Origin of the sequence: Lonepinella sp. BR2271, assembly GCF_051851515.1 — a bacterium.
Taxonomy (GTDB): Bacteria; Pseudomonadota; Gammaproteobacteria; order Enterobacterales; family Pasteurellaceae; genus Lonepinella.
This window is the reverse complement of sequence record NZ_JBPDVF010000004.1, coordinates 164,858-178,107: the sequence shown is the minus strand read 5'-3', so window position 1 is coordinate 178,107 and position 13,250 is coordinate 164,858. Positions and strand designations below refer to the sequence as shown.

General features: G+C 40.6%; 9 protein-coding genes and 1 pseudogene. 1 reads left to right on the top strand and 9 read right to left on the bottom strand.

Annotated features, from left to right (window positions below; all coding sequences use genetic code 11):
• Positions 1 to 16: 16 nt before the first annotated feature.
• The 4 genes and pseudogenes from nrdD to ACTG7X_RS05225 all read right to left on the bottom strand — a co-directional run.
• Positions 17 to 1,858, bottom strand: a pseudogene (gene nrdD, locus ACTG7X_RS05240) (anaerobic ribonucleoside-triphosphate reductase); the annotation flags it as partial.
• A 237-nt stretch (positions 1,859 to 2,095) separates the two neighbouring features.
• Positions 2,096 to 3,241 carry a GDSL-type esterase/lipase family protein gene (locus ACTG7X_RS05235; protein WP_439257490.1) on the bottom strand — a complete coding sequence of 382 codons (1,146 nt, stop codon included), beginning with the start codon at positions 3,239 to 3,241 and terminating at the stop codon, positions 2,096 to 2,098.
• A 16-nt stretch (positions 3,242 to 3,257) separates the two neighbouring features.
• Positions 3,258 to 4,457, bottom strand: a complete 1,200-nt coding sequence (locus tag ACTG7X_RS05230) for an SGNH/GDSL hydrolase family protein (RefSeq protein ID WP_439257489.1) — start codon at positions 4,455 to 4,457, stop codon at positions 3,258 to 3,260.
• Between the two features lie 9 nt (positions 4,458 to 4,466).
• Positions 4,467 to 5,894, bottom strand: a complete 1,428-nt coding sequence (locus ACTG7X_RS05225; protein ID WP_439257488.1) for an MBOAT family O-acyltransferase — start codon at positions 5,892 to 5,894, stop codon at positions 4,467 to 4,469.
• 199 nt (positions 5,895 to 6,093) lie between these two features.
• Here ACTG7X_RS05225 and proS point away from each other — a divergent pair, with 199 nt between their 5' ends.
• A complete protein-coding gene (proS, locus tag ACTG7X_RS05220; RefSeq protein WP_439257486.1) occupies positions 6,094 to 7,809 on the top strand; it encodes a proline--tRNA ligase in 1,716 nt (571 codons plus the stop codon).
• A gap of 37 nt (positions 7,810 to 7,846) precedes the next feature.
• Here the strand turns inward: proS and ruvX are convergent, their stop codons facing one another.
• The 5 genes from ruvX to polA are packed head-to-tail and all read right to left on the bottom strand — an operon-like array spanning position 7,847 to position 13,028.
• Entirely contained in the window at positions 7,847 to 8,269 is a 423-nt protein-coding gene (ruvX, locus tag ACTG7X_RS05215) for a Holliday junction resolvase RuvX (protein WP_439257484.1), read from the bottom strand.
• Positions 8,269 to 8,826: a YqgE/AlgH family protein gene (locus ACTG7X_RS05210; protein ID WP_386689081.1), complete on the bottom strand. Its 558-nt coding sequence runs from the start codon at positions 8,824 to 8,826 to the stop codon at positions 8,269 to 8,271. Before ACTG7X_RS05210 ends, ruvX begins: the two co-directional genes overlap by 1 nt.
• Complete coding sequence (locus tag ACTG7X_RS05205) at positions 8,823 to 9,296, bottom strand: low molecular weight protein-tyrosine-phosphatase (RefSeq protein ID WP_439257482.1); 474 nt, start codon at positions 9,294 to 9,296, stop codon at positions 8,823 to 8,825. Before ACTG7X_RS05205 ends, ACTG7X_RS05210 begins: the two co-directional genes overlap by 4 nt.
• Before the next feature lie 34 nt (positions 9,297 to 9,330).
• Positions 9,331 to 10,146: an NAD(+) diphosphatase gene (gene nudC / locus ACTG7X_RS05200; RefSeq protein WP_386689083.1), complete on the bottom strand. Its 816-nt coding sequence runs from the start codon at positions 10,144 to 10,146 to the stop codon at positions 9,331 to 9,333.
• Entirely contained in the window at positions 10,146 to 13,028 is a 2,883-nt protein-coding gene (polA, locus tag ACTG7X_RS05195) for a DNA polymerase I (RefSeq protein ID WP_439257481.1), read from the bottom strand. The genes nudC and polA overlap by 1 nt, the downstream gene beginning before the upstream one ends.
• Between the last annotated feature and the right edge of the window lie 222 nt (positions 13,029 to 13,250).

Here is a 13,250-nt window from a genome sequence, read left to right as displayed (position 1 = left end):
ATACCGCACTTTGCCTTTACAAATGTTTGACTCGACGTTTCACTTCTTCTTGCTTACCTGGATTAAAAGGTCGAGCATCAGGACTACCTAAATAACCACATACACGGCGAGTCACCGATACGGTGTTGCTATCGTGGTTACCACATTTCGGACAGGTGAACCCTTTGCTAGTACATTCAAATTCACCTGAATAACCACAGAGATAACATTCGTCAATCGGTGTATTGGTGCCATAATAAGGGACTCGATCATAGCTATAATCCCATACATCTTCTAACGCTTTCAGGTTATGTTGGACGTTCGGATATTCACCATAACAAATAAAACCACCACTGGCTAAAGGCGGATAAGGCATTTCAAAATCCAGTTTATCGTATGGATTCACTTTCTTTTCAACATCTAAATGATAGCTATTGGTATAGTATCCTTTGTCAGTCACGCCATCAATTACACCGAACTTTTTCGTATCTAAGCGGCAAAAACGGTCACAAAGATTTTCACTTGGGGTCGAATAAAGGCTAAAGGCATAGCCAATTTCTTGCGTCCATTGTTTAACCGCCTGATTTAAATACTTCACAATCTCAATCCCTTTTTCACGCAAATCCTGTTTATCAAAAATATGTCCTGCATGATAAAGGGCATTAACCGTTTCATAAATACCAATATATCCTAACGAAATAGAGGCTCGACCGTTTTTGAAAATATCCGCCACATAATCATCTGCTTTTAATCGTACGCCACAAGCACCCTCCATATATAAAATTGGGGCAACTCGAGCTTTGGTTTTTTCAAGCCGAGCAATGCGAGTAAGCAAGGCTTTTTTAGCCATGGCTAAACGCTGATCCAAAATGTGATAAAACTGTTGTTCTGAGCCTTCGGCTTCTAGGGCTATACGAGGTAAGTTTAAGCTAACCACACCTAGATTATTGCGTCCATCATGAATTTCTTGCCCATTTTCTACATATTTACCCAAAAAACTACGGCAACCCATCGGGGCTTTGAATGAGCCTGTGACGCTTACCACTTGATCATAATTTAAAATATCAGGATACATACGTTTTGAGGCACATTCTAATGCCAGTTTTTTAATATCATAATTGGGATCCTGAGTGGCTTGATTGACCCCTTTTTTAATCGTAAACACAAGTTTAGGGAAAACGGGCGTTTTATGATTTTTCCCCAAACCACGAATACGATTACGTAAAATAGATTTTTGAATCAAGCGTTCCTGCCAACTTGTACCTAAACCAAAACCAAATGTCACAAAAGGCGTTTGACCATTCGCTGTATGTAAGGTATTCACTTCGTATTCTAAAGATTGGAAAGCATCAAAACATTCTTTCTCAATTAATGTTTGAGCGTAACCTTGCGGATCGGGGATTTGCCAATCTTGGGCAATCTTGAGCAATTTTTCATAACTAATTTGTACATAGGGAGCAAGGACTTCATCAATACGATTAATGGTTGTTCCGCCATAAATATGGCTTGCCACTTGAGCGATAATTTGTGCCGTAACAGCAGTTGCTGTGCCAATCGATCTTGGTGGCTCAATTTCTGCGTTCCCCATCTTAAAACCATGGGTTAGCATGCCTTTCAAATCCACTAGCATACAGTTAAACATTGGAAAAAAAGGGGAATAATCTAAATCATGATAATGAATTTCGCCTTTTTCATGAGCTTCAACCACATCTTTCGGCAATAAATAGTGTTTCGCATAATGCTTGGCGACAATCCCTGCTAATAAATCTCGTTGTGTCGGGATAACTTTAGCATCTTTATTCGCATTTTCGTTTAACACTTCCTTGTTGGTTTGCTCAAGCAATCCTGCCATTTCGCCTATTAATCTTACATATTTTTCATCAGAAGAATCGCACATAAAAACACCATATATTGTGTTAATTAAAATTTAAAACACTATATATAGATAATTAAGGCAATTCAAGATCAAACAACGAGAAAGGTTGACCAAGATCAAAAGGTCAGTAGGAAAAAAGTAATCTCCTCAAAAAGGTGAATAAATGAATAAAAAAATGGTCATAAAATGAGATATTTTATGACCAATCAAAATAGTTAGGCAACAAAATACATTGCTTGCCTACTTCAAATTCAAAATGTAATCAGCTAATTGGCTCGCTGCACGTTGATAGCCTTGGGCGGTGAAATGAATGCCATCACGACGTCCTAACCCCTGAGCAATCCAACTTTTCATGCTACATTGGCCCCCCATGGCATTTTGCCATGACCAGAATTTCACATAGGATTGTGTGGCAAGGCGCTGTTGCATTTGTTGCACCGCATCTAACATCGTTGGGCGCACACCACAACTCCCCGCAGTAGATCGTAAAGATTCTGGCGCACCCGCAATCACAATCAAAGCACGAGGTAAGGCTTTATGAATACGATTAATGGTGTTTTTCCAAATCGATTCGAGTTCCGTCATATCAAGATTGTCGTTAAACGCCTCATTGGTGCCATAGGCTAACACCACAATATCCGCTTGGCTTGCAATAATGTCCTTATCCCAATCACGACGCCAACGATCCCATTGTGACAGTTGTGAACCGTTAATCCCCAAGGCAGATACCACAGCGCCACGGTTTGCGTTTTCAATACTCACCGCCCCCAATGTCCAATCATAGCCGTTAGTCTGAATAGTAAAAGGGAAACTGGCATTTAAACGTAAATGCTGCCATTGATTCGGTTTAATTTTACTTTTATCAATAGAGATATATCCTGCGCTACTATTTACAATTAAGGGCTGATTAGCGGCGCCCGGATGTAAGGTTAAAGTCACACGTTGTGTACCACTATCCCCTAAGCGTGAGCTGTACACTTGTGAGCTGTTGCCTTGTGCGTGCATAATCATGCCACCCAGACTAAAATTATCGTCCTCACGGCGACTTGTCACACTGCCCCAACCACTGTTGCTGTATTTCACTTGCGAGGTTAATTGTCCTCTGATAGAGGTCGGTGGAACTAAACCAATCCCACCGTTACCTAAACGTTGTTGCAATTTACGTCGCAATTCATCAGTAAATGCGGCGCCTGCGGTATGGGAATCACCTAATTGTAACACTCTAAATTTGACATTTTTGCCTTGTTTCAAGGCGGCTAATTTGGTATTCCAAGCAATCTGTTGTTGATAAAATGGGCTGTTTGCCTGCTGATCGATTCTATCTCCTGAACATGAACTTAATAACACCACTGTAATCAGTGATTTTAATAAAAATTTTACTCTCATGCTAAATGAGTTGCTCCTATTGATAACGAATATGCTGTAACACATAATCACCGAGGTATTTCGCCCCAGGTATGGAAAAATGAATGCCGTCTTTGGTTCTGACCCGCACCACTTTATTGTCTAATTTGATACTATCCACATAACCATTTTTCCCCTGACTTAGCAGGTTATCCGTTGGCAAGTAGATCACACGGTTGCCTACGGTGGTTTTGATCAGCGTATCAATATAACGGGTTTGCGTATTTAATTTGTTCGCTTTCATAAATGGGATCCCAAGCCAAATAATGCTCACGTCGTGTTTCTTGGCGGCGGCAATAATGCGCTCAATACGTGATTTATACACGGTTTCCCATTCGGGACTTTTAAATTTTAAATACACATAATGTTTTGCTGGATTCGGAAAATCCCAAGGGTCATTAGGGCCTAAAAAAATGACCACCAATTTAATTGCTTTATCTGCGGCTAAGGTTTGTTCAATGGTTTTCGGCCAATCAAAGAAACTCGGATAAGACAACCCCGTACTCTGTTTACTTAAATTTACCGAATTGATTTTATATTTATCCTTAAGCAAGCGTTGCACCACAGGCGCCACCCCTTGCATCAGTGAATCCCCCGCAAAAAAGACTTTATCACCCGATTTTAGGTAGACCATTTTATCTTCTATTGGTTCACTGACAGGGGGATTTTCTTCCACAACAGCGCTTTCTGGTTCAACCGCAAGGCGTTGGGGATCCTCTTGAATTAGTACGGTAGACTCTGCCTTCTCTTCAGCTGGAAGTGCGGTCTTTTTTTCTACGGAAGAAATGATATTATCAACCCTTTCCTCGGTATTTTCCACGTTCGGTGTGGTTCTAATAACAGAATCATCTGAATGAACGAAAGCCTTTTCTTCTGCTCTATTAACGAGTTCCATTTTAGGTGTGGGAATATCAGTAACCGGAATTTCCACTGTTGGCTCAAGAGGCATTTCACTTGGGTTATTCATTTCTCCTTCTGAGGTATGCAATAACCCATATTGCGCCAATAACGCCTCCGTTTGTTCACGATAATATTGTCCTTTTTTCCACCAATCATATTGTTCTAAAGGGCTCAAGGGACTTTCTTCATGATAGGTTTGTTGCCAATAAGCATTAATCGATCCTTGGGTAAACCAAGTCATCAATAAACTGCTCAAAAGCAAGGTAAGAAAAAGGAGAACTGGATTTTTGTTTTTCATTTTATCCCCTTAGAAATTCGCATAAATAAAACTTGGGATACCGGCGGGTGCAAACAGAAAAATCAGCACAAAAACCAATGAAATAGGCACTATCCACAATAAAACTGGCAGTTTTTCTACCCCAATAATGACGAGGTCAAATAATTTCACCCATAATGGATAAGCCACCAATAACACCATAAAACTCACTAATGCACCACAAAATTCAACGCTCGGCATCGCCCCCGTCCAATGAGTAAATAGGCTATTAAAAATCAACGACGCATCCGCCAAACTGGTCGTATTAAACACAACAAAAGTCGCACTCGTAAAATGGAATGTGATAATAATCGACAGCACCTTGGTGATCATAGACCATTGACTAAAGACCTCTCGTTTATTCATCACTTTATCGCCTATATTTAACCCTACCAAAGCCAGTCCATGCAGCAATCCCCATAAGGCAAAGTTATAACCATAACCATGCCAAATGCCTGATAAAAACATAGCGATAATTAAATTAATTTGCGTACGGAAGAATCCTGATTTACTGCCCCCCAAGGGAATATAAATATAATCACGAATCCACGTTGATAATGAAATATGCCAGCGATTCCAAAAATCACGCACATTATGTGCAATCAACGGCATATTGAAGTTACGTGGTAATTGAAAACCTAGCAACATGGCCATCCCAATCACTAAATCAGTATAGCCAGAAAAATCGAAAAATAACTGAAAGGTATAGCCATAAACCGCACTTAAAATAGCGATTGAATCATATTGCATAGGGTTTTCAAAAACCGGTGTCACAATATCAGCCGCTAACACGCCAGCTAACCACCATTTTTTAGCAATGCCCAATAAAATCAATCCTATCGCCAATGCGGGACGAATTATTTGACGAGGTTGAAGTGTGGTCAGTTGCTCGCCAGCACCTAGTTCATCCCCTCGAGCATAATGTACTCGAAAAATTGGGCCAGACGTAATCGTTGGGAAAAAATTAAAATGCAGCAGTAAATCAGTAAATTCCAATCCTTGATATTCTTGACGATAAATAGACACTAAATAAGCAATCGCTTGAAAGGAATAATAAGACAGTCCCAATGGCATTAAAATATCTAGCACGCCCTCACCAAAGATCAACTGCAAACTCGGGCGGAAGAAATCGTAATATTTAAAAAAGGCCAGATTCGTCACCACAGTCCCAACCCCTAAGGCCAAGAACAACTTACGCCAGTGTGGCTGAACCGCATTTAATAAACATTGTGAAACAATAAATATCGCTAAACTAAATGCCAGTAAAATAGACAGTATGGTCACATCAATCACATACAGCCATGCCAAACTTGCCATTAATAAAAGTAGATTTTGAACTCGAGGCGTGGCTCGAAATAGCCAATAAAAAGGAAGAAATATCAGAAAAAAAACGGCAAACTCTATCGAAAGTAAAGGCATACTCTTGTTCCATTATGCAGGATGATTAAAGCGCTAATTCAGCGCGCGATTGTAGCAAAAACGCATATTTTAGTCAAAAATACTAGGAATATATATGTAAGATTCATGAAAATAGAGAACGGCAAATATCGTGCCAATATTTAGATTTAGTGGTAGAATAGCGCCCAAATTTAACTAAATAAAATAATTAGGAATACCAATGCGTACAAGTCAATATTTATTTTCAACGCTAAAAGAAACCCCGAATGATGCTCAAGTGGTGAGCCATCAGTTAATGCTAAGAGCAGGTATGATTCGCCCGATGGCATCTGGCTTATATAACTGGTTGCCAACAGGTGTTAAAGTATTGAAAAAAGTTGAAAATATTATTCGTGAAGAAATGAACAAAGGTGGTGCCATTGAAGTATTAATGCCTGTGGTGCAACCTGCCGAACTTTGGCAGGAATCAGGGCGTTGGCAGGATTATGGTGCGGAGTTATTGCGTTTTACCGATCGTGGCAAACGTGATTTTGTGTTAGGACCAACTCACGAAGAAGTGATCACCGATTTAGTTCGCCGTGAAATCAGTTCTTACAAACAGTTACCGTTGAATTTATATCAAATTCAAACCAAATTCCGTGACGAAGTTCGCCCACGTTTTGGCGTAATGCGTTCCCGTGAATTTGTGATGAAAGACGCTTATTCTTTCCACACCACGAAAGAAAGTTTACAACAAACTTATGATGTGATGTATCAGGTTTATAGCAACATTTTCAATCGGTTAAACTTAGATTTCCGTGCAGTACAAGCGGATACAGGTTCAATCGGTGGTTCTGCCTCACATGAGTTTCAAGTGTTGGCTCAAAGCGGTGAAGATGATGTGGTATTTTCTACCGAAAGTGATTTTGCCGCCAATATTGAATTAGCGGAAGCGGTGGCAGTAGGTGAACGTTCACAACCAACTAAAGCGATGGAATTAGTGGATACGCCAAATGCCAAAACCATTGCGGAATTGGTAGAACAGTTTAATCTGCCGATTGAGAAAACCGCCAAAACCTTGATTGTAAAAGGGGCTACAGAAGAACAGCCGTTAATCGCCTTAATCTTACGTGGTGATCATGAATTAAATGAAGTTAAAGCTCAAAAACACCCGTTAGTCGCTGATCCATTAGAATTTGCTGACGAAGCAACAATTAAAGCCAAAATTGGGGCAGGTGTGGGTTCACTTGGAGTGGTGAATTTACCGATTCCAGCAGTGATTGATCGCTCAGTGGCATTAATGTCTGATTTTACGGTGGGGGCAAATATTGATGGTAAACATTATTTCAATGTGAACTGGGAACGTGATGTGGCGTTACCTGAGATTTTTGATTTGCGTAACGTCGTCGAGGGTGATCCAAGTCCAGATGGAAAAGGCACGTTGCAAATTAAACGGGGCATTGAGGTGGGGCATATTTTCCAACTGGGGACGAAATATTCCGAAGCTATGAAAGCCACTGTGCAAGGCGAAGACGGTAAACCATTGGTGATGACGATGGGTTGCTATGGTGTCGGTGTGACTCGTGTGGTGGCAGCTGCCATTGAACAACATCATGATGAGCGTGGGATTATTTGGTCAAGTGATGAAATTGCCCCATTCACCGTGGCGATTGTGCCAATGAATATGCACAAATCCGACACAGTGCAACAATTCTCCGAAGATTTATACCGCACTTTACAATCGCAAGGTGTCGATGTGATTTTTGACGATCGCAAAGAACGCCCTGGTGTTATGTTTGCAGATATGGAGTTAATCGGTGTACCGCACATGGTCGTGATTGGTGAGAAAAATCTAGCGAATGGCGAAATTGAATATAAAAATCGCCGTACGGGTGAAAAACAGATGATTGCCAAAGATCAGTTGTTGGATTTTTTACGTGCAAATGTAAACGCTTAATTTATAGATTGGGGCATAGATTATGCCCCTGTATTTTTTATGCCATAGAATGTAATTCAAACCAACTTTCTAAAATTAAACAAGCCGAAATACCATCTACTTTACCTTTATCTAAAGCTCTAAAACCGCCACGTTGAAAAATTTCTGCTCTCGCGTCCACGGTAGTAAGGCGTTCATCTTGTAATTCCACAGGTAAACCAAAACGCCCGTGTAAACGGTTGGCAAATTTTTTGGCTCGTAAGGTGAGAGCCTGTTCGGTGCCATCCATATTGAGTGGTAAACCGACCACAAGGCGATCGGGTTGCCATTCTTTGAGTAATTTTTCAATAGCGTCCCAATTTGGAATACCATCTTGTGCTTTAAAGGCGGTCAAGGCTTGTGCGGTGCCAGTAATAGATTGTCCCACTGCACAACCGATACTTTTGGTGCCAAAATCAAAGGCGAGAACAGTGATCCCCATTAACAATATCCTGCCTTACCACTTAAATTATGGCTATCAATCCCCAATAATTTTAGCGATTCTGTCCAACGATCTTGATAAGCTACATCAAAAATAATTCGCTCATCTGCTGGCATAACTAACCACATATTTTGAGCGATTTCTTGTTCTAACTGACCGTTCACCCAGCTGGCACAACCTAAGCCAACCAAATATTTTTCAGGGGCATTTGGTGTACCGAAAGTATCAATTACATCGGCAGAGGTAGTAAGCTGTAAACGGTCACTAATTTTATAACTATGTAGAAAAGATTGTGTTGTTGGGGTGTGTAAAATAAAACCACGCTCAATACTAACAGGTCCACCAGCCACCACATAATCCTGTGGATAAACTTTGTCATCAGACATCATAAAACGCAATTTTGCCACCATTTCGGTAAGGCTTAAATCTGTTGGTTGATTTAAGACTAATCCCATGGCACCTTTGTCATTATGTTCACACATAAAAATCACCGCACGATGAAAATAATCATCGTCCATGGTCGGCATTGCGATTAATAAGTGATTTTGCAAATTCATGGTAATTTATGTTCTCGTTTGATTTTAATTAATAGGGCATTGCAACATTGCTCAAGTAATTGATAGGTTTCATCAAAACGTCCAGTGTACCAAGGATCAGGAATATGATCATAAGCTAAATCAGGACAAAGGCTGGCGATAGCAAAAATATTTTGTTGTTTGCCAAATAAGCGGTGTAAATCGTATAAATTATGGTTATCCATGGCGATGATATAATCAAAATTCTCTCGATCTTTTAACCGCACTTTGCGGCTAACAAAATCATGACTTTTAATCTTTAAGCGATCTAATACATCGGCGGTTCCACAGTGCATATCATCACCATCATTTTCGCCTGATGTACCAGCACTATCCGTTTCAATAAAATAGGATAAACCTGCTTTTTGAATTTTATCTCGCATTAAATATTCAGCCATAGGGGAACGGCAAATATTGCCAAGACATACAAAGAGAATTTTGATTTTTTGCATATTTTCTTATGTTTTTGTTAATTAAGTTATAGGGTTAATTTGGGGATTGCTCGCAAATTTTCAATGTGGCTTTAATCAACTCCAACGCAATCGTCCCTTGTGGTGGTAATTCAGGCATGGGTTCATTATATTTGAACCATCTGGCATCCACAATTTCGGCTTCTTGCAACTGAATTTCGCCACTGTCGTAATCGGCTAAGAATCCGACCATTTGGGAATTGGGAAACGCCCAAGGTTGGCTACCAAAATAACGGATATTTTTCACTTTAATCCCTGTTTCTTCAAACACTTCACGCTCTACGGTTTGCTCAAAGGTTTCGCCTACTTCCACAAAACCTGCCAGCGTGGTATATAATCCAGCACTCCCATCGCTACGGATATGGCGTTGATGGCATGCCAGTAAAATCTCGTCATGACGGCGAACGGCGACAATAATAGACGGACAAATCACGGGATAGGCTCGATAATGACAAGCAGCATTTTGGCACTGCACCGCCCATTCATCGCAAGTTACTGCGGTTTTTTCACCGCACTTTCCGCAAAATTGATGGGTTTTAAAGAAATGATTGAGTTCAATGCCACGATTGAGCAAATAAAATTGTGTTTTAGGTAAACCTAATAAAGCACGTAAAGTTGTCCATTCTCGTTGTTCATTTGCCGTGTTTTTATTGGTCGTTTCTTCTTGCACCAAATACAGTGGTGCATTATGCCATTCGCCAATTTGGGTGGCTTGCTTACCGATTAAGCCTAATTGTTTCGCACTGCCAAAAGGCAATTCATGGTTGGGGAAATAAATTTGTTGGGCTTGGTGAATTAACCAGTAGCCCGTTTCATTGCTGATCGTTTTCATTAGTGTGCTTCGTCCCAGTTATTGCCTACACCCACATCCACGATTAATGGCACGCTTAATTGAGCCGCATTTTCCATTTCGGTTTTAATCAGTTGGCTAAATTCTTCGATTTTTTCCGACCGCACTTCAAATACCAATTCATCGTGTACTTGCATAATCATCACAATATCTGGATTGTGTTGAATTTTGTTATCTAAGGCAATCATGGCTTTTTTAATGATATCCGCAGCCGTCCCTTGCATTGGTGCATTAATCGCCACACGCTCCGCCCCTTTTCTTCGCATGGCGTTGCTGGAATGAATGTCAGGCAAATATAAACGGCGACCGAATAGGGTTTCCACATAGCCTTGAGCTTTTGCCTTGGCTTGAATATCCGTCATAAAGGTTTGTACATTTGGGTAGCGTTGGAAATACAAATCGATATATTTTTGTGCTTCACCCCGAGCAATACCAAGCTGACGAGCAAGACCAAACGCTGACATGCCATAAATCAAACCAAAGTTAATCGCTTTGGCACTACGCCGTTGTTCACTGCTAACATTGTCTAGTGGCAAGCCAAAAATTTCCGCTGCGGTGGCACGGTGAATATCCTTGCCTTGTTGGAATGCGTTGGTTAAACCTTGATCGCCTGATAAATGTGCCATAATGCGTAATTCAATTTGTGAATAATCCGCTGCCACGATTTTAAAGCCCTCTCTGGCAATAAAGGCTTGGCGAATTTTACGTCCCTCTTCATTGCGAATAGGAATATTCTGTAAATTGGGATCGCTGGATGAAAGCCGTCCTGTGCTAGTCACTGCCTGATGATAAGAGGTATGCACTCGTCCTGTTTTGGGGTTAATCATCAAAGGTAATTTATCGGTGTAAGTGGACTTTAACTTGGCTAAACCACGATGTTCAATCAGCAATTTTGGCACAATATGCCCTTGTTGAGCTAACGCTTCCAACGCCTCTTCATTGGTGGATGGCGAACCTTTCGGGGTTTTGGCAATGACTGGCAAAGCGAGCTTTTCAAACAGAATTTCTTGTAATTGCTTGGTGGATGCCAAATTAAAGGTTTCGCCTGCTTCTTGATGCACCTGCTGTTCTAGCTCATTCAATCGCAAGGTAATTTCCGCAGATTGTGTTGCCAACGCTTGCTTATCAATTAACACACCGTGCCGTTCAATGCGAGAAAGCACCGTGACTAACGGCAATTCAATTTGTTCAAATAACGTAATCAGCTCAGGTGTCGCCTGTAATTCTTGCCATAAGGTTTGATGCAACTTCATGGTCACATCGGCATCTTCTGCCGCATATTCGGCGGCTTTATCTAACTCAATCTGATCAAAGGTGAGTTGGTTTTTGCCTTTACCCGCTAAGGTTTCAAACGCAATGGTTTGATGCCCGAGATAACGTTCGGCTAAATCGTCCATATTATGTCGCCCTGTACTGTTTAACACATAGCTTTCTAACATGGTATCAAATTGCACCCCTTGCACGGCAATGCCATGGTTAGCAAAAATTGTTAAATCATATTTAATATTTTGTCCGATTTTTTTGATGTTAGCGTTCTCTAACAAGGGTTTTAATTGGTTTAAACAATATTGTTTGTCTAATTGATTTTCAATTAATTTCCATTGCATTTCAGGGCTTTCGGCATCGGCGAATAAATCCCCTTGTCCATTCTCATGATGCACAGCCACTTGCTGACAATGCCCTAAGGGAATATAACAGGCTTTGCCATTTTCTAATCCAAAGGAAATACCAACTAATTCCGCTTGCATGGCATCAAGGGCGTTAGTTTCGGTATCCACCGCCACTAATTTGGCTTGCTCAATTTGTTTAATCCACTGATTTAACTGTGTTTCTGTCGTGATCGTTTCATATAAAGTGCGGTCAATTTTTACCGAATTTTTCACCGCACTTTGCTCAATTTTTTCTTCTTTGGCAATATTAGCTGTCGCCTGATAAGGATTAATCTTTACCGTTTGCTCTGTTGGATTAGTCACGGAACTTTCGCCGTTCAATACTTCATTTAACCAACGTTTAAATTCATATCGCCCAAAATATTCGGCAAGTTGATCGTTATTCGCTGTACCGATTTGGAGTTGATCATGGCTCACTTCTAACGGGACATCGGTTTTAATGGTGGCTAAAATATAAGATAAATCGGCATCCGCTTTGGCGGCCACTAATTTATCACCCAATTTTTTTGCCCCACGAATCGGCAAATCGGCAACTTTATCGATATTAGCATAAATTTCCGTCATTGACCCGATCCCTTGTAATAAGCCCAATGCGGTTTTTTCACCCACGCCAGCGACACCCGGAATATTATCTGCACTGTCGCCCATTAAGGCTAAATAATCAATCATTAATTCCGGCGGAATACCGTATTTTTCCACCACGCCACCCCGATCTAATAGGGTATTATTCATTGTATTAATTAACATAATATGCTGATTCACCAACTGTGCCATATCTTTGTCACCAGTGGAAATTAAGACATCTTTGCCAGCTTTTGAGGCTTGCACAGCTAAGGTACCAATGACATCATCCGCTTCTACGCCTTCAATGGACAGCAACGGAATCCCTAAAGCACGAATAATCTTGTGCAAAGGTTCAATTTGCGACCGCAATTCATCAGGCATCGGTGGACGATGGGATTTGTATTGCTCAAACAGTTCATCACGAAAGGTTTTGCCCTTAGCATCAAACACCACCGCAATATGGCTTGGTTGCACTTGCGAAATCAGGCTTTTGATCATATTCAGCACACCATACATCGCTCCAGTCGGCTCACCTTGTGAATTGGTTAAAGGGGGAAAGGCATGAAAGGCACGATATAAATAAGACGAACCGTCCACGAGGACGAGAGGGTTTGGGGCAATTTGGGTCATAGTATTTCTCGCTAATTTAGTATGAGCTTATTATAGCTTAATTCGAGGGAAAGTGCGGTGGAAAATGATCTAAAACCAATAAGTAGGGATAATTAAAATACATTTTTTATTGTGGATAACTTAAAAAATAACCTATTAAAAAGCTGTATTTATCCTATGAATAAAAATAGAAATTTATTGTATTGTGGATAACTAGAAAAGTTATACATAATAATTCCACTG